This window comes from Streptomyces sp. DSM 40750 (assembly GCF_024612035.1).
Taxonomy (GTDB): domain Bacteria; phylum Actinomycetota; class Actinomycetes; order Streptomycetales; family Streptomycetaceae; genus Streptomyces.
Map to the genome: position 1 here is coordinate 811,316 of NZ_CP102513.1, position 16,177 is coordinate 827,492.

The 16,177-nt window shown below is 69.7% G+C and carries 17 protein-coding genes; 5 read left to right on the forward strand and 12 right to left on the reverse strand.

The window, feature by feature from the left end:
* Window positions 1–61 precede the first annotated feature (61 nt).
* Window positions 62–532 carry an SRPBCC domain-containing protein gene (locus JIX55_RS03850; RefSeq protein WP_257561794.1) on the forward strand — a complete coding sequence of 157 codons (471 nt, stop codon included), beginning with the start codon at window positions 62–64 and terminating at the stop codon, window positions 530–532.
* 30 nt (window positions 533–562) lie between these two features.
* On the opposite strand, the gene JIX55_RS03855 is transcribed toward JIX55_RS03850, so the two are convergent.
* Window positions 563–973, reverse strand: a complete 411-nt coding sequence (locus JIX55_RS03855) for a hypothetical protein (RefSeq protein WP_257561795.1) — start codon at window positions 971–973, stop codon at window positions 563–565.
* A 437-nt stretch (window positions 974–1,410) separates the two neighbouring features.
* Here JIX55_RS03855 and JIX55_RS03860 point away from each other — a divergent pair, with 437 nt between their 5' ends.
* Entirely contained in the window at window positions 1,411–1,656 is a 246-nt protein-coding gene (locus JIX55_RS03860; RefSeq protein WP_257561796.1) for a DUF1905 domain-containing protein, read from the forward strand.
* A 53-nt stretch (window positions 1,657–1,709) separates the two neighbouring features.
* Here JIX55_RS03860 and mgrA read toward each other — a convergent pair whose 3' ends face one another.
* Window positions 1,710–2,708: an L-glyceraldehyde 3-phosphate reductase gene (gene mgrA / locus JIX55_RS03865; protein WP_257561797.1), complete on the reverse strand. Its 999-nt coding sequence runs from the start codon at window positions 2,706–2,708 to the stop codon at window positions 1,710–1,712.
* Between the two features lie 127 nt (window positions 2,709–2,835).
* Between mgrA and JIX55_RS03870 the strand changes: the two genes are divergently transcribed.
* Entirely contained in the window at window positions 2,836–3,723 is an 888-nt protein-coding gene (locus tag JIX55_RS03870) for a LysR family transcriptional regulator (protein ID WP_257561798.1), read from the forward strand.
* 55 nt (window positions 3,724–3,778) lie between these two features.
* Window positions 3,779–4,294 carry a mycothiol transferase gene (locus JIX55_RS03875; protein WP_257561799.1) on the forward strand — a complete coding sequence of 172 codons (516 nt, stop codon included), beginning with the start codon at window positions 3,779–3,781 and terminating at the stop codon, window positions 4,292–4,294.
* Here the strand turns inward: JIX55_RS03875 and JIX55_RS03880 are convergent.
* Both JIX55_RS03880 and JIX55_RS03885 read right to left on the reverse strand, forming a co-directional pair.
* Complete coding sequence (locus tag JIX55_RS03880) at window positions 4,276–5,346, reverse strand: adenosine deaminase (RefSeq protein ID WP_257561800.1); 1,071 nt, start codon at window positions 5,344–5,346, stop codon at window positions 4,276–4,278. The two genes, JIX55_RS03875 and JIX55_RS03880, sit on opposite strands and share 19 nt — an antisense overlap.
* 71 nt (window positions 5,347–5,417) lie before the next feature.
* The gene (locus JIX55_RS03885) at window positions 5,418–5,813 is read right to left on the reverse strand and encodes a VOC family protein (protein ID WP_257561801.1); all 396 of its coding nucleotides are present in this window, start codon (window positions 5,811–5,813) and stop codon (window positions 5,418–5,420) included.
* A gap of 272 nt (window positions 5,814–6,085) precedes the next feature.
* On the opposite strand from JIX55_RS03885, the gene JIX55_RS03890 reads away from it, so the two are divergent.
* The gene (locus JIX55_RS03890) at window positions 6,086–7,528 is read left to right on the forward strand and encodes an NF041680 family putative transposase (protein ID WP_306820104.1); all 1,443 of its coding nucleotides are present in this window, start codon (window positions 6,086–6,088) and stop codon (window positions 7,526–7,528) included.
* Between the two features lie 88 nt (window positions 7,529–7,616).
* Here the strand turns inward: JIX55_RS03890 and JIX55_RS03895 are convergent, their stop codons facing one another.
* The 8 genes from JIX55_RS03895 to JIX55_RS03930 all read right to left on the reverse strand — a co-directional run bounded on the left by JIX55_RS03895 (window position 7,617) and on the right by JIX55_RS03930 (window position 16,112).
* Complete coding sequence (locus tag JIX55_RS03895) at window positions 7,617–8,792, reverse strand: hypothetical protein (protein ID WP_257561802.1); 1,176 nt, start codon at window positions 8,790–8,792, stop codon at window positions 7,617–7,619.
* 86 nt (window positions 8,793–8,878) lie between these two features.
* Complete coding sequence (locus tag JIX55_RS03900; RefSeq protein WP_257561803.1) at window positions 8,879–10,081, reverse strand: RNA-guided endonuclease InsQ/TnpB family protein; 1,203 nt, start codon at window positions 10,079–10,081, stop codon at window positions 8,879–8,881.
* Between the two features lie 234 nt (window positions 10,082–10,315).
* The gene (locus JIX55_RS03905) at window positions 10,316–11,230 is read right to left on the reverse strand and encodes an oxidoreductase (RefSeq protein ID WP_257561804.1); all 915 of its coding nucleotides are present in this window, start codon (window positions 11,228–11,230) and stop codon (window positions 10,316–10,318) included.
* A 42-nt stretch (window positions 11,231–11,272) separates the two neighbouring features.
* On the reverse strand, window positions 11,273–12,640 hold the full coding sequence (locus tag JIX55_RS03910) for an RICIN domain-containing protein (protein ID WP_257561805.1): 1,368 nt from the start codon (window positions 12,638–12,640) through the stop codon (window positions 11,273–11,275).
* A gap of 104 nt (window positions 12,641–12,744) precedes the next feature.
* Window positions 12,745–13,632, reverse strand: coding sequence for a glycoside hydrolase family 19 protein (locus tag JIX55_RS03915; protein ID WP_257561806.1), 888 nt, complete (start codon window positions 13,630–13,632; stop codon window positions 12,745–12,747).
* Window positions 13,633–13,831: 199 nt separating this feature from the next.
* A complete protein-coding gene (locus JIX55_RS03920; RefSeq protein WP_257561807.1) occupies window positions 13,832–14,551 on the reverse strand; it encodes a response regulator transcription factor in 720 nt (239 codons plus the stop codon).
* 50 nt (window positions 14,552–14,601) lie between these two features.
* A complete protein-coding gene (locus JIX55_RS03925; protein WP_257561808.1) occupies window positions 14,602–15,105 on the reverse strand; it encodes a MarR family winged helix-turn-helix transcriptional regulator in 504 nt (167 codons plus the stop codon).
* A 125-nt stretch (window positions 15,106–15,230) separates the two neighbouring features.
* Window positions 15,231–16,112 (reverse strand): hypothetical protein, encoded by an 882-nt coding sequence (locus JIX55_RS03930; RefSeq protein WP_257561809.1) that lies wholly within the window; start codon window positions 16,110–16,112, stop codon window positions 15,231–15,233.
* Between the last annotated feature and the right edge of the window lie 65 nt (window positions 16,113–16,177).

Genomic DNA, 16,177 nt, shown 5'->3' on the forward strand with positions numbered 1-16,177 from the left:
TCCGGCGGCAGCCGTCTTTCGATGTGGCGTCCAGAGAAAGCCCGAACGTTAGGTTGGCCCCATGTACTCGACTCAGGTCTCCAGGCATGTGAATGCCTCACGTCCGGCCGTGTACCGGGCGCTTCTGGACGCGGACGCGATCGCGAAATGGCGGGTCCCGGCCGGCATGAGCGGCCATGTGCACGAGTTCGACGCCCGCGAAGGAGGGAGGTTCCGCGTCTCACTCACCTACGACGCGCCGACCGGCACCGGCAAGTCGGCGTCCCACACCGACACGTACCACGGCCACTTCGCGAAGCTGGTGCCGGACGAGGAGGTGGTCGAAGTGCTCGAGTTCGAAACCGAGGATCCCGCGTTGCGCGGCACGATGACGATGACCACCACGCTCGCCGACGCGGATGGCGGCACCGATGTCCTCATCGTGCACGAAGGCGTTCCCGACGCCGTACCGGCCGCCGACAACGAGACCGGTACGCGCATGGCCCTGGCGAACCTCGCCCGGCTCGTCGAGGCCGGCGAGCGCCCCTCGTAGCCGACAGGCCACGACCGCACCCCCTCGGAGTCAGGCGGCGGGAGCGGCGATTCTCTGGGCGATGCGCTGCATACGGACGGCGTCGACGGACTCCGCGAGCAGTTCGTACTCCGTGGTGTCGTCGTTGGTGGCGATCCGGACCAGGTTGCCGGCGGCCAACTCCTCCGCGACCAGCTCCTGTTGCTCGCCGTCGGCGGACCAGGCACGCAGCAGGGTCGGCACGTCCGGGACGGTGTCCGCGACCGGAACGACCGCGTTCGGGGGGAAGTTCGGGTTCTCGGGCCGCGGGTCGAGACGTTCGGCGATCCATAACGCGCGGTCGCGCATCCACCACAGCGCCAGCGCCAGCGTGGGGGCACGATAGGTACCGAGGGGCACGCCGACGCGCCGGCCGCCGCACATGCCGTACGCGGTGACATGGCACAGGAATTCGTCGTGCACGCTTCGCTCCCCCGATCGCACCGCCGAACCCGCCCGGCCCCACTCGCCGCGCGGACTTGCTCTCGCCTCGCAGATTTGCTGGTCGTGCACATCTGGCGACTCGAAAGTCACGCACAGTGACATCATGAACGCACACGGATGCGCGGTGGTTCATGACTCAATCGCCCTGTCAGTCGAGTATCGACACTCCTGACACTCTGTCACCATGCCAATTCAGCCAGTCTCCTGGCATATGCGGGACCGCGATTGGCTGAAACGATGCGAAGGGCCCTCCGACCGGGCCTTCCTCGGGATGACCTCCGAGGCGATCGACGCCCTCCGGCACGTCCGGGCATCGTGTGCGGCGCCGGATCACGAGGAGGTCGCAGACGGCTCCGGACCCGGTCCCCGTCCCATACGGATGTCCTCGACGGAGGGTTCAACGATCACGCCTCGCGATGAGTTCTTCCCCCGCCAAGGGCGGCTGGACCTACCTCGTGTGGCCCGAGTCCGTCGCGTTCTTCGGTACCCGCGGCCTGGTCAAGGTCCGCGGGACGATCGACGGGCACCCCTTCCGCAGCTCCTTCATGGCCCTGGGCGACGGCACCCACAAGCTGCCTGTGAAGGCCGATGTGCGCGAGGCGATCGGGAAGGGGGCGGGCGAGTCGGTGACCGTCCGGCTGGAGGAGCGCGTCGAGGGCTAGGTGCTCTGTGGGCCCGGGCCGTGGATGTCGGCCCGGGCCCTCGATGCCGGAGGCTAGGCCTTGCCCTCGATGATCGCGTCGATGTGGGACAGCTCGTCCGCCTCGAAGTCGAGGTTGCCGATGGCGCCGACGCTGTCCTCGATCTGGCGGGCGCTGCTCGCGCCGACGAGGGCGGAGGTGACCCGGCCGCCGCGCAGCGTCCAGGCGAGGGCGAGCTGGGCAAGGGTCTGGCCGCGGGACTTGGCGACCTCGTCCAGCGCGCGCAGCCTGCCCACCAGGTCCTCGGTGACGGCGTCGGAGTTCAGGAACGGGCTGTCGCTCGCCGCGCGGGAGCCCTCCGGGATGCCGTCCAGGTAACGGGAGGTCAGCAGTCCCTGCTCCAGCGGGGAGAAGACGATGGAGCCGACCTGGAGCTCGTCGAGGGCGTCGAGCAGTCCCTCGGTCTCAGGACGCCGGTCGAGCATCGAGTAGCGCGGCTGGTGGATGAGGAGCGGGGTGCCCAGCTCGCCCAGGATGCGGGCGGCCTCGCGGGTCTGCTCGGCGGAGTAGTTGGAGACGCCGACGTACAGCGCCTTGCCCTGCTGGACCGCCGAGTGCAGCGCGCCCATCGTCTCCTCCAGCGGAGTCTCCGGGTCGGGGCGGTGCGAGTAGAAGATGTCGACGTAGTCGAGGCCCATGCGCTTCAGGCTCTGGTCGAGCGAGGAGAGCACGTACTTGCGGGAGCCCCACTCGCCGTACGGGCCGGGCCACATCAGATAGCCCGCCTTGGTGGAGATGACCAGCTCGTCCCGGTACGGGGCGAAGTCGGCCTTCAGGGCCTCGCCTAGGGCGGACTCGGCGGAGCCGGGCGGCGGGCCGTAGTTGTTGGCCAGGTCGAAGTGGTTGACGCCCAGGTCGAAGGCGCGGCGCAGGATCTCGCGCTGCGTCTCGACGGACCGGTCGGGGCCGAAGTTGTGCCACAGGCCGAGCGAGAGCGCGGGCAGTTTCAGACCGCTGCGTCCGGTGCGCCGGTAGGGCATGTCCGCGTAGCGGTCGGGGTGTGCGGTGTACAACGCGACTCCAGAGAGGTTGGCACGGTGGGACCGGAGTCCCTGAGAACCGGTGTCCACTCTTTCGCGACCTGGGGGCATTGGTCCAACAGAAGAATCCGATGGGATTCAGCGCATACGCTTCTCAGTCATGGAACTCCGCCATCTCCAGCATTTCGTCGCGGTCGCCGAGGAGGAGCACTTCACCCGGGCCGCCGAACGGCTGCTGGTCTCCCAGTCGGGTCTGTCCGCCTCGGTCCGGGCCCTGGAGCGCGAGCTGCAGACCCCGCTGTTCGTGCGGACGACCCGCCGGGTGATGCTCACACCGGCCGGGCGGGCGCTGCTGACGGAGGCGGAGCGGATCCTGGCGCAGGTGCGGTCGGCCCGTGAGGCGGTGGCCGCCGTGCAGGGTGTGCTGCGTGGCATGCTCGCGCTCGGGTCCGAGCAGTGTGTCGCCGGGCTGCATGTGGCGGGGCTGCTCGCCGCGTTCCGGCGGCGGCATCCGGATGTGGAGATCTGTCTGCGGCAGGCGGGCTCGGGCGCGCTCGCGGAGGAGGTCGCGAGCGGGCGCCTCGACCTCGCCTTCGCCGTGCGGACGGCGCAGGAGGACACCGACCAGCTGCGAGTCGTACCGCTGTCGAGTGAACCGATGACCGTCCTGTGCCACCCGAGCCACCGCCTCGCGGCCGCCGGCGCCGCCGTGACCCCGGAGGAGCTGGGCGGCGAGGTCTTCGTCGACTTCCACCCGGACTGGGGCCCGCGCCGCACCACCGACGCGGTGTTCGCCGCCGCGGGCGTCCGCCGCGCCGTCGCCCTGGAGGTCAACGACGTGCACAGTCTCCTCGACCTCGTGGACGAGAACCTGGGCATCGCCGTGGTCCCGCGCCACTTCCGGCACAAGCGCGACTCCCTCACCGCCCTCGCCGTCAAGGGCACCGGCGAGACCGTGTACGAGACGGTCGCCCTGCTGCCGCCCCCACAGGCCACCAGCCCGGCGGCGCGGGCACTGATGGCCCTGGTGGAGGCGGAGGGCGCGTAAGGGACCTGGATGACAGAAGACGCGTACGGGGCCGGCATGCGCGATGGTGGACCGTATGCATGCCAAGGACATCCTCATCGACGCGTACAGCCGCATCCAGGAAGAGGTCCACGCCGCCGTCGAGGGTCTCGGCCCGGACGACCTCAACGCCCGCCCCGCCGCCGACGCCAACTCCGTCACCTGGCTGGTCTGGCACCTGACCCGGGTGCAGGACGACCATCTGGCCGACGCCTCCGGGCTCGACCAGGTCTGGCTGTCCCAGGGCTGGGAGAAACGCTTCGGCCTCGGCCTGCCGCGCCACGACACGGGCTTCGGGCACAGCTCGGCGAAGGTCGCCAAGGTACGGGTCGACTCCGGTGACCTGCTGACCGGGTACCACGACGCCGTGCACGAGCAGACCCTCGGGTACGTGCGCGGGCTGGCCGCCAAGGACTTCGAGCGGATCGTGGACGAGCGCTGGGATCCGCCGGTCAGCCTGGGCGTCCGGCTGGTCAGCGTCCTGGCCGACGCTCTTCAACACGTCGGCCAGGCCGCCTACGTACGAGGGCTGCTTCAGCGCGCGGACTCGTAGCCCGGCAGGACGACGTCCTGGATGAGGGCGTTGCGCTCGTCGAACGGGATGAAGGCGCTCTTGAGGGCATTGACGGTGACCGTGCGCAGGTCGTCGAGGGTCCAGTCGGCGTCCTCGACGAGCAGTGTCATCTCACGGGTCATGGTGGTGCCCGAGACCAGACGGTTGTCGGTGTTGAGGGTCACGCGGAAGCCGAGGTCCTTCAGGGCCGTGATGGGGTGCTCGGCGATGGAGGTGGCCGCTCCGGTCTGGAGGTTGGACGTGGGGCACATCTCCAGGGCGACACGGCGGTCGCGGACCCAGGAGGCGAGGCGGCCGAGCTTGCCGTCGACGATGTCCTCGGTGATGCGGACTCCGTGGCCGATGCGCTGGGCGCCGCAGACCTGGAGGGCCTGGTGGATGCTGGGCAGACCGTGGGCCTCACCGGCGTGGATGGTGAAGGGGACGCTCTCGCGGCGCAGGTGCTCGAAGGCCGCCAGGTGGTCGGCGGGCGGGAAGCCGTCCTCGGCGCCCGCGATGTCGAAGCCGACGACGCCCGCGTCCCGGAAGGCCACCGCCAGGTCGGCGGCCTCGCGGACACGGTCGAACATGCGCATCCCGCACAGCAGCGTGCCGACACGGACCGGCGTGCCCTGGGCCGCCGCCTTGGCCATACCGGCGGCCAGGCCCTCCTGCACGGTCTCGACGACCTCGGCCATCGCCAGCCCGCCGTTGACCATCAGCTCGGGGGCGTAGCGGACCTCGCCGTAGACGACGCCGTCCTCGGCCAGGTCGAGCACGTACTCCTCAGCGGTGCGCAGCAGGCCCTCGCGGGTCTGCATCACGGCGAGGGTGTGCTCGAAGGTGGCTATGTAGCGCACCAGGTCACCGGAGTTGGCTGCCTCGTAGTACCAGGCGGCGAGGGCCTCGGGGTCGGTCTCCGGGAGGGTGTGGCCGATCTCCGCCGCGAGCTCCACGAGGGTCGCGGGGCGCAGGCCGCCGTCGAAGTGGTCGTGCAGGACTGCCTTGGGGAGGCGGCGGATGGTGTCGGCGTCGATGCGGGGCGCGGTCATGGCGTTCGTTCCTCGGCAGATGGTGCGGTGGTGTGGGGTGGGATCGGATGGGAAGCGGGCGTCGGGCCGGCTCAGCCGGTGGCCGGCTGGAGGAGGTCCCAGCGGTTTCCGTACAGGTCCTCGAAGACGGCGACCGAGCCGTAGGGCTCGTGGCGCGGCTCCTCCAGGAAGCTGACGCCCGCGGCCAGCATCCGGGCGTGGTCGCGGGCGAAGTCGTCGGTGTGCAGGAAGAAGCCCACGCGTCCGCCGGCCTGGTCGCCGATCCGGGCGCGCTGCGCCTCGTTCTTGGCCCTGGCGAGCAGCAGTCCGCCGCCCTGGCCTTCGCTCCCCGGTTCGACGACGACCCACCGGCTGCCGTCGGGCCTCGGTTCGTCCTCGACGAGCCGGAAGCCGAGCGCCTCGGTGTAGAAGCGGATCGCCTCGTCGTAGTCGCCGACCACGAGGGTGACCAGGGCTATGCGTCTCATCGAAGCCTCTCGGGTGGGGCGCTAATCGCGCGGAGATGGTGCGGAGATCGTCCGAGGGTCGCTCGGGTTCCCGGGAGGTTATACGTAACACGCACCGGACGGCAAATGGCATTTTCCCCGCACGGCGCGGCTGAGCTTGTTCTTTTTCTTCCGGCTTCGAATGGTGTCTCGAACTGAGTCGCTCACCTGGGGGTTCGCCGGACGCGAGGGCGGCCTTCGTCTGATCCTGTGCTCCGACCAAGGTGCACGTGACCACGACGAAGGCCGTGAGGGTGAGTCTGCTGCCTGATGCTGTCCGGAGGGAAGCGTTCGCGGAAGCGTCACGCTTCCGGGGCGAGTTCTACGAGTGTCTGACCGCCCGGCGCGACGAGTTGTTCGAGCTGGCAGACGCGGTGCTGTGTGCGGACGGTGCTGTGAAGTCCCCGGTGGACTTGACGCTGTTGCCCGAGCATCGTCGTGGGCACGGAGCGATGTACGGCGGCCTGAACCACGGCCGGATCGACGTCGACCGGCTGCGGACGGTGCTGGCCGGCCTGCCGCTGCCGCGTTTCGATGGCGGGCGCCTGGTCCTGGCGGTCGACGTGTCGCCGTGGCTCCGCTCGGACGCCCCGTGCTCGGCAGAGCGCCTGTTCTGCCACGTCTACGGTCGCGCGAAGACTGCGTCGCAGTTCATCCCGGGCTGGCCCTACTCCTTCGTGGCCGTGCTGGAGCCGGGCGCCACGTCCTGGACCGCGATCCTGGACGCGGTCCGGCTCGGACCGACGGACGACGCGACGGCGATCACCGCCGCCCAGCTACGAGGTGTCGTCGAGCGGCTCATTGCCGCGGGCCAGTGGCAGGCCGGGAACCCGGCCATCGTGATCGTCAGCGACGCCGGCTACGACGTCACCCGCCTGGCCTGGGTCCTGCGCGATCTGCCGGTCGAGATGGTCGGCCGCGTCCGCTCCGACCGCGTGATGCGGCTGCCGAAGCCACCGAGGATGCACGGCGTCAACGGCCGGCCGCCCAAGCACGGTCCGGAGTTCCGCTTCACCAAGCCGGAGACCTGGCCCGAGCCCGCGATCACCACGGTCACTGACACCACCAACTACGGCAAGGCCGAGACCCAGGCATGGGACCGGGTCCACCCCCGACTCACTCACCGTTCCTCATGGCTTGACCATGATGGTGAACTTCCCCTGGTCGAGGGAACGTTGATGCGGTTGAAGGTCGAGCATCTGTCGAAGGACCGGGATGCCCCGCCGGTGTGGTTATGGTCCTCCAAGACCGGCGCCACACCGGACGACGTGGACCGCTTCTGGCAGGCATTTCTCCGCCGCTTCGACCTGGAGCACACCTTCCGCTTCGCGAAGCAGACCCTGGGCTGGACCACCCCGAAGCTCCGCACCCCCGAAGCCGCGGACCGCTGGACCTGGATCCTGATCGTCGCCCACACCCAGCTCCGGCTCACCCGGCCCCTCGCCGCGGACCTCCGCCGGCCCTGGGAGAAACCCACCGCCTCCGACCGGCTCACCCCGGCCCGGGTCCGCCGAGGGTTCAGGAACATCCGCGCTCACCTCGCCTGCCCGGCCCGTGTTCCCAAACCCCGAGGAGCCGGCCCCGGAAGGCCACCCGGTGCCAAGAACAAGCACCGGGCACCCCGCTACGACGTCGGCAAGACCGTCAAACGCCCCGAGACCCTCAAGGCCATCGGCAAGCCCGGAAGATCTTGGTAGATAAAAAACAAGCTGAGGCACCTACGGCACGCCGGAGGCCCCCTGCGTGGCAGGGGGCCTCAGTCCTCGGGAGGGCCGGAGCCCGGGATCACTCGGCCGGCGACGCCTTGCGGAGGGCGGCGATGCAGGTGTTGAGCGCCTGCTGGAGTTCCTCCAGGCGCTGGAGCATGTCGTCCTCGTAGATGGTGTCGAGGTCGACAGCGTCGTCGAGGGTCAGCTCCTCGAAGACCTTCGTCGCCTTCTGGAGGCTGCTGTAGAACTTCGTACGGCGTTCCTGGACCCGCAGCTCGGGGTCGGCCTCGACGGCCTGGACGACGAGCTCCTTGACGGTGTCGTACGCCTCCGTCGCCCACTCGCCGGTGTCCTCGTCGTCGTCCAGCTCGTCGATGAGGGACAGGTGTCGCTCGGCCTCGGCGCGCAGTTCGGCGGTGGCGTCGATGACCTGGCCGGCCGGGGTCTTGACCTGCCCGTTCTCGACGATCTGCCGGACGTAGCCGATCCGGCTGGCCGCCTGGGTCTCGCTCGCGACGGCCTTCTTCAGCTCGTCGGTGCGGGCGATGTCGCGGGCCAGTTCCGTCTGGAGGGAGGGGTCCTCCTTGAGGCGGTCGAGGAGCGCGGTGCGGGCCGCCTGCGCGGTGGACGGGTCGGCGAGGATCGCGGCGCGCAGCGCGGTGGGGTTCTCGGCGACCTCCAGCGCCTTGGTCGGGCGGATGCCCTCGGCCTCGGCGGCCGCGGTGATCGCGGTGCCTCGGTCGGAGGTCGCGCTGGAACGGGAGCTGTAGTAGGACAGCCACACGTCCGAGTCCGGAAGGTCGATCTCCTCGCCGGGGGTCAGCGCCTCGAAGTGCGGGACCATGCCGTCGTCGGCCGCCTTGTCCCACGCCTTGTAGTAGCGCATGACCCGCTCCGGCGAGCACCCGGCCAGCTCGGCGAAGTGCTTCGCCGACACCTTCGGCGTCTCGCCCGCCGTCTCCCCGCCGGGCCGCACGCTGCGCGCCACCTTCAACGCGAACGCCCAGCCGCCGGTGCGCGCGTACACTCCGAACTCCCGGGCGTCGCGGGCGACTTGCTCGTCCACGGCATCGGCGGGAACATCGTCGCCGGACTCCTGCGCGGGCGTCCCGTCCTCGGCGGCACCCGAGGGCGCCGCGTCGTCGGTCACGCTCGGCTCGACCCAGTAGCCGTCGTCCTGCTGCGGCACGGTCACGTGCGTTCCGTCGGCGGGCGGTACGGCCGATGCGGAGTGGGCGGTGGCTACGCTCACGGATGACTCTCCCGGGTGGTGACGAACGGCAGGGGCAGAACAGGCAGCCTATTTGACCTCCTCCCCCTCGTGAACGAGGGGGATTCCTACGGCTCGCGCCGCTGGGTTTTCTGCTTCATCGCCGACTGCCTGCCCGGAGAACTCCGTTGAGGTCTTACACCGGCTCCACAGACTGTCAGGGCCAGCCCGGCCCCCAGGAGGTTCTGCGCCGCGTTCACGTCCCGGTCGTGGGTCGTGCCGCAGTCGCACGTCCACGTGCGGACGCTGAGTGGCATCTTGTCTTGCAAGGCGCCACAGGCGGAGCACAGCTTTGAGGAGGGGAACCACCGGTCCACGGCGATCACCTCACGTCCGTACCAGGTGGCCTTGTACTCCAGCATGCTCCGGCATTCCGACCATGCCGCATCCGAGATGGCGCGGGCCAGACTCCGGTTCTTGACCATGTTGCGCACGGTCAGGTCCTCGATCACGAGCGTTTGGTTTTCGCGCACGAGCTTCGAGGTGAGTTTGTGGAGACCGTCTCGGCGACGGTCGGTGATGCGGGCGTGGATGCGGGCGACCTTGCGCCGGGCCTTGGCCCGGTTCGCGCCGTCCCCCTTGGCCTTGCGGGCGAGTTCCCGCTGGGCCTTCGCGAGCCGGGCGCGGTCGCGGCGCTCGTGCCGGGGGTTGGCGATCTTCTCTCCGGTGGACAGCGTCAGAAGGTGGTCCAGGCCGACGTCGATACCGACCGCCGTATGGGTGGCGGGCAGCAGCTTGACGCTGGGGTCCTCGCACAGCAGGGAGACAAACCAGCGTCCCGCCGCGTCCTGAGAGACGGTCACCGTCGACGGGCTCGCGCCCTCCGGCAGCGCACGCGACCACGTGATGTCGAGCGGCTCGCTCATCTTCGCGAGCGTGAGCTGTCCGTCCCGGAACCGGAAGCCGCTGGTGGTGTACTCGGCGGACTTCCGCGACTTCTTCCGCGACTTGAAGCGCGGGTACTTCGCCCGCTTGCCGAAGAAGTTGGTGAAGGCGACTTGCAGGTGCCGCAGCGTCTGCTGCAACGGCACCGACGACACGTCATTCAGGTAGGCCAGCTCTTCGGTCTTCTTCCAGGCCGTCAGCATCGCGGAGGTCTGGTTGTAGTTCACCCGCTCCTGCCGCGTCCACGCCTGGGTACGGGCCGCGAGCGCCATGTTGTAGACCTTGCGCACGCATCCGAACGTGCGCGACAGCTCCGCTGCCTGCGCATCGGTCGGATAGAAGCGGTACTTGAACGCCCGCTTCACGCGGTTCCCGGTCACGCTCACAAACTAGGGCGGCCGCAGGTAAAGATCAAATCTGCCGGTCAGAGCACTGCGATCCGCCCTGGCGGCGAATCGCAGCTCGTTGCCCTGCTCCGCAGGAGTCCGATTCCTCTCCGCCCTGAAGGGCGGAGTATCCACGGAGATACGGATGAACCTGTTGATGCTGCTTTGCCCGCGCCTGTGTGGGCCGGGTGTCGCGCCCGCGTGGGCCGAGTGTGTCGGCGCCCGTCGCGGTCGTCAGGTCCCGGACGGCTTCGCTCGATGGACGGCGTCGAGCCGGGCCACCTCCTCCGTCGTGAGCCGGAGAGCACCCGCGGCGATGTTCTCGGCGAGGTGGTCCGGATTCCCCGTGCCGGGGATGGCGAGGACGTGCGGTCCTTGGTGGAGGGTCCAGGCGAGCCGGATCTGGGCGGGGGTGGCGTCGTGGGCACGGGCGACGGCGAGCAGTTCGTCGTCGTGCGCGGTGCTCGCGCCCTCGGGACCGGCCTCGCCGGCGATCGCGTAGAACGGTACGAACGCGATGCCCTGTTCGCCGCAGACGCGGAGCACGTCGTCGGCGGGGTCCGGGCCGCGCAGGCCGTACTGGTTCTGGACGCACACCACGGGCGCGATCGCCCGGGCCTCGGCGAGGTGCCGGGGCTCGACGGCGGAGACGCCGAGATGCCGGATGAGCCCGGCCTCCCGTAGCTCGGCCAGCGCGCCGAAGTGCTCGGCGATGGAGTCCTGCCGCATCCGGCGCAGATTGACCACGTCGAGATGGTCGCGGCCCAACTGCCGCAGGTTCTCCTCGACCTGTCCGCGGAGTTGGTCGGGGCGGGCGGCCGTGCCCCACTCCCCCGAATACTCCCGGTGAGGTCCGACCTTGGTGACGATGACCAGGTCGTCCGGGTAGGGGCCGCCCAACGCGCTGTTGATCAGTTCGTTGGCGGAGCGCAGCGAGGAGAAGTAGAACGCGGCCGTGTCGATGTGGTTGACGCCCAGCTCGACCGCGCGGCGCAGTACGGCGATCGACCGCTCGCGCTCGCTCGGGGCTCCGAGGTGGAAGGCGGCGCTGCCCGTCAGCCGCATCGCGCCGAGGCCGACGCGGTTGACGGGGAGGTCGCCGAGTGTCCAGGTGCCGGCTGCGGTCGCGGTGATCGTCTCCGAGGTCATCGCCGCAGTCTCGCACGCGCCGGGCACCGCGCCCGCCGGGCTTTACGGATAGATGTACGTGTTCAAAGTCGCTACCGCGGACGCCGGGTTGCCGAGGTTGTAGTGGTCCACGGCGAGGAAGCTGGGCTTCTTGCGGGCGGCCGTCCGGCAGAACCGCTGGGCACGGTCGGCGAGTTTGGTGTTGTCCGTGGTCGCCGTCGAGGTGATCCCGGCGTCACGGAAGTGGTTCATGACGAACAGCGGCTTGAAGCCCGGCTCGGTGCGGGTGAGCGGGATGTTGGTGTTGGCGTCGTACCAGCGGCTGTAGCAGGACCAGTCGGAGTCGCCGATGCCGCCGCCCATGGACCAGTGGTTCTCCACGGTCCATTCCTTCTGGTACATCACGCCGAAGGTGTCCCGGGTGAGCCCGGCGGACTGGTCGGCGGAGCGGCTGTGGTCGGTGAAGATCAGCAGCCGGTCGTTCGCGGCGATCAGATCGGCCGTCTTCGGCCAGCCGTTGGTCCGTACGCCTGTCCGGTCGGGCCGGTGGAGCACGTCGGACAGGCCGTTGACGCGGGCGAGTTCGTCACGCAGGACGCCTGGGTCGACGTAGTCCTCCAGAAAGACGGTGACGAACTGATCGGGGTTCCGCTCGAGGAAGTCGACCATGCGCTGGATGTCCACCCAGAGGGCGACGGGGCGGCTGACGAGGGTGCAGCTGTTGTGGCAGAGGATGGCGCCGTCCGACGTCTGGTGGATGTCCAGCATGAATCCGCGTACGCCGTCGGCGAGTTGCTGGTCGATGCCGCGGGTCTGGTTCGGCACCAGGTTCACGAAGGGCGGTGCGAAGCCGCCGTCGACGCCGTTGGCGTAGGCGTTGTGGGAGGTGAGGAAGGTGACCTGGTCGAAGGTGCGCTGGTCGGCCGAGGGCATGGGACGGGTCGGTGGCGCGACCGGGGTGAGGTACCAGGCGGCCAGACCGCTCGCCGAGCCGACGGACAGCTGCGCCGGGTGGTTGGAGCCGGAGGGCTTGGCGCCGACCGTGAGGTAACGCTCCGCGCCGGGGACCTTGAGCCGGTACCGGTCGGCACCGAGTTCCGTGATGTCCCAGGCCGCGTCGGCGCTCGTACACGCGGCCGTTCTCGCCTGGTCGCCGGAGCGGCCGAGGCAACTGCCCGGCGCGTCCACGCTCTCCAGGACGTACGAGGATCCGCTCGCCCGCAGCGTCCACTGCTGGTGGTCCTCGTCGCCCTTGGGCCGGTGCTGCTCGACCGTTCCCCCGCTGTCGGCCGCGTTGAGCCCGGTGGTGGCGCTCTGCACGTAGTAGGCGCCCGTGGCCGGGACGGCTGCGGAGACGGTGGGGGCGGGAGCGGCTACGACGGCGGCCAGCGCGACGGCGGTCGCGAGCAGGGTCGTGCGGGGGCTCGGCATGACGATGCCCTTCATCGGGACGGGGGGGTGGAGCGGGGGCCCGGTCGTGGACCGGACCCCCGCGATGAAGTCAGGTGCATGACATCACGATCGGTGCGGCGGTGTCAGCAGTACAGATTGCCGCCTGCCGTGGTCCCGAGGATCTGGACGAACCGCTGGTACGCGTTCACCCGGCTCTGCACCTGCGCGGGGTTCTTGCCGTCGCACTCCAGCGAGCCGTTGATACTGCGGATGGTGTGCCCGAAGCCCGCGCTGTTGACCATCGCGTTGTGGCCGGTCATGGTGCCGGGACCGGTCTGTGTGTTCCAGTACCACAGGGCGGTCTTCCAGGCGACGGCCGCGTCGTTCTGCACCAGCCAGGGGTTGCCCAGCAGGTCCAGGCCGAGCGCGTCGCCGGCCGCCTTGTAGTTGAAGTTCCAGCTGAGCTGGATCGGGCCCCGGCCGTAGTAGGCCGCCTGCCCGGCCGGGCAGCCGTACGGCTTGCTCCAGTCGCAGTAGGTCGGGTAGTTGGCGGTGTTCTGCTCGACGATGTGGACGAGCCCGCCGGTCTCGTGGTTGACGTTGGCGAGGAAGGCGGCCGCCTCCTGCTTCTTGATGGTGTCGCTGCCGGTGTTGGCGAAGGCCGGGTAGGCGCTCATGGCCGCCCGCAGCCCGCTGTACGTGTAGAACGAGTTCCGGCTCGGGAACATCTGGTTGAACTGAGCCTCGCTCACCACGAACCCGGAGGGGTTGGTGGGGCCGTTCTCACAGGCGTACGGCTCCCAGTACCAGGTGCTGATGACGGGGTCGTACCCCGGGTTGTCGTGCTCGGCCCGGTACGCCTTGCCGTCGGTGTAGCGCACGATGTCGCCGGTGACATAGGACTTGCCGGCCACCCAGTTCGCGTAGCTCGAACAGGGGGCGGCGGACGCGCTCTGCGCGGGCAGCAGCAGGGGTGTGGAACCGCCGATGACCAGCGCGGTCAGTACGGCGGAGATACGGCGCCTCGACACGGGACCAACTCCTTCGTCGGCACGGCCGCACCCGGGCAAGGGGCCCTTGGGCATGACTGGGAGGAACCTCGCGCGCACGCGCCGGCGGGGCCGGCCACGGCGTGGGGCGGCCGTGGTGGGGGTGTGGGGGCCACTCAACCGCGTTGGTCTGTACCAGTCAAGGGTGTAGACCAGTCAACCGCCGTGGCGCGAGGGCGAGTCAGTCGTCGGGGCAGCCGAGCCAGTAGCCGAAGCCGCGACGGGTATGGATCAGCGCGGGCCCTTCCTGGTCGACCTTGCGCCTGAGACGGGCGACGAGCTTCTCGATCGCGCCATGGGCGCGGAACTCGCCCCAGACATGCCGGCCGATCTGTTCCTTGGACAGCACCCGCTCGGCGTTGGCCAGTAGATGGCGCAGCAGCCGGTACTCGGCGGGCGTGAGGCAGAGCGGCCTGGATCCGCGCCGCGCCTCGCACGCGGCGTCGTCGAGGACCAGATCGCCGTAGCAGGGCATTCCCTCGGGCCGTTCGGGACCACCCCGGCCACGGAGCAACGCCCGTGCCCGGTCGAGGACTTCGGCGATGCGTACGGGCTTGACGACGTAGTCCTCGTCGCCGGGGCGGAGGTCGGGGACCAGGTCGTGGAGTGAGTCGCAGGTGGTCAGGAACAGCAGCGGGGGCCGGTCCGCCGGTGCGCCGCGTCGGCCCCGCGCGAAGCGCTCCTGGTCCGGCAGTGCGGCGTCCCAGACGACCAGGTCGTACCGGTGCCGGGCGATCCTCGCCATCCCCTCGGCGCCGGTGACCGCCGCGGCGACCCGGTATCCGGCCAACTCCATGGTGGTGGTGAGGAGTTCGGCGACGCCCGGATCGCCGACGACGACCAGGACGTGCTGTCCGTCGCCACGCGGCGACGACGGTTTCTCGGTGAGCAGACTGCGCATGACCAGACCGTTCGCGTAGGGCTTGCGTGGGGGGATCGGGCCGGGCGGCGTCAGTCGGCGGGCCGGGGTTCGACGGCCTCCTCGGCGTTGTCGACGAAGTCGTCGACCAACCGGTGGAAGAGACCGGCGAGTTGCCGCAGGTCCTCGGCCGGCCAGTCGCTCAACACCGTCCCGATGCCCCGTCGGCCGGCCTCCCTGATGCGGTCGACGGCCGCCAGTCCGGCGTCCGTGATCTGGACGCGCTGCGCCCGCCGGTCGTCCGGGTCGGGAACGCGGATCACATAGCCGTCCTTCTCCAACTGCCGCAGCTGACGGGTGACATGGGATGCCTCCACGGACAGCCGAACCGCGAGCACCCCCGGGCGCAGCGGCTCGCTCTCGGCGATCTGCCGCAGGATCGACACGGAGGCGCGGTCCAGGGACAGTCCGCTCTCGGACATCAGACGCTCGTGCTGGCGGGCCCGGCCGGTCAGATGGGCGATACGGGTGAGCAGCCGCTCGATCTCGGTGACGTCCGTCAGGGCGGCCGCTTCGATGGGGCGCGGTAGGGACATGCCGTCACCGTAGCAGAAGTTTGCCTAAGTCAAGCAATATGGAGGGCGGTTGCCCGGACACGCATCGTTCCCCGGACGACGCCTTGCCGTCCGGGGAACCGACGTACGGGAGTTGAGGCCTCGCCTCAGCCGAGTTTCAGCTGGTCCGTGCCGTGTCCGATGTGCGCGACGACCAGTCCGGTGCCGGACACCTCCGCGTACTCGGCGGTGTGGTAGCGGAGGACACTGCCGACCTCGGGCCCCTTGCGGGCCTCGACCGTCCAGCGCAGCTCATGGAAGAAGAACCAGTCGTCGAAGTGCTGCTTGACGACCTCGATCTCCCGCACCTCGTAGTGGGCGTAGAACTCCTGGAGGTGGGACTTCAGGTCGTCCCTGGTGTGCAGTTCCACCAGGGTGCCGACGCCCGCCGCGTAGTCCCGGACGCCCGTCTGGATCTCGGGGTGGGCCCGCTCGACGATCGCGCTCACGTCGCCCTTGCGGTAGGCGTCGAGCAGTGCGCCGTGCACCTCGGCCACGGCGAACCTGCTGGCCAGCACCCCGTCGGCCGGGTCGCCCGGCAGCGAGTCCTGCTGCGTGCGCCCCCAGAAGAGTTCACCGGTGATGCCCTCGGAACCCATCGTCGGGAACAGCACGATGATGGGGCGCTCGCTCTCGACGCCGGTGTTCTTGTCGCGCCCCCGGCCCGAGCCGCTCACGAACGTGTACCAGGAGGTGTTGATCTCCGCCACGGGCCGGATCCCGACGACGGCGGCGAACCGGTGCATGTTGCGGTAGCTGCTCTCGATGGCCTCGTACGTGTCGACGATCCGCTGCGTCGGGATCTCCTTCCCCTCTTCGAGGGTGGGGACGACGGTGTACGCGTAGGGCCCGCTCGGCGCCAGCGTCGCCAGGATGTCCTCGACGATGTCGACGTACTCGGCCTTGACGTGCTTCCACGCGACCGCCGAGGTCTGCACCTGAAGGTCCGACGTGACGAGGAGTTCCTCGACCTTGGCCCGGTCTTTCATGGTCTTTCTCCTTACAGGGCCTGGCGGCCTCGGTGGGGGGTGGAGCGAACCGTTGCTCGTAGAGC

Excerpts from the sequence above, each read along its gene's own strand:
- JIX55_RS03885 (WP_257561801.1), bottom strand. The coding sequence starts at position 5,813 with ATGAGACGCATAGCCCTGGTCACCCTCGTGGTCGGCGACTACGACGAG.
- JIX55_RS03910 (WP_257561805.1), bottom strand. The coding sequence starts at position 12,640 with ATGCCGAGCCCCCGCACGACCCTGCTCGCGACCGCCGTCGCGCTGGCC.
- JIX55_RS03880 (WP_257561800.1), bottom strand. The coding sequence starts at position 5,346 with ATGACCGCGCCCCGCATCGACGCCGACACCATCCGCCGCCTCCCCAAG.
- JIX55_RS03875 (WP_257561799.1), top strand. The coding sequence starts at position 3,779 with ATGCATGCCAAGGACATCCTCATCGACGCGTACAGCCGCATCCAGGAA.
- JIX55_RS03870 (WP_257561798.1), top strand. The coding sequence starts at position 2,836 with ATGGAACTCCGCCATCTCCAGCATTTCGTCGCGGTCGCCGAGGAGGAG.
- JIX55_RS03925 (WP_257561808.1), bottom strand. The coding sequence starts at position 15,105 with ATGTCCCTACCGCGCCCCATCGAAGCGGCCGCCCTGACGGACGTCACC.
- JIX55_RS03905 (WP_257561804.1), bottom strand. The coding sequence starts at position 11,230 with ATGACCTCGGAGACGATCACCGCGACCGCAGCCGGCACCTGGACACTC.
- JIX55_RS03850 (WP_257561794.1), top strand. The coding sequence starts at position 62 with ATGTACTCGACTCAGGTCTCCAGGCATGTGAATGCCTCACGTCCGGCC.
- JIX55_RS03920 (WP_257561807.1), bottom strand. The coding sequence starts at position 14,551 with ATGCGCAGTCTGCTCACCGAGAAACCGTCGTCGCCGCGTGGCGACGGA.
- JIX55_RS03930 (WP_257561809.1), bottom strand. The coding sequence starts at position 16,112 with ATGAAAGACCGGGCCAAGGTCGAGGAACTCCTCGTCACGTCGGACCTT.
- JIX55_RS03860 (WP_257561796.1), top strand. The coding sequence starts at position 1,411 with ATGAGTTCTTCCCCCGCCAAGGGCGGCTGGACCTACCTCGTGTGGCCC.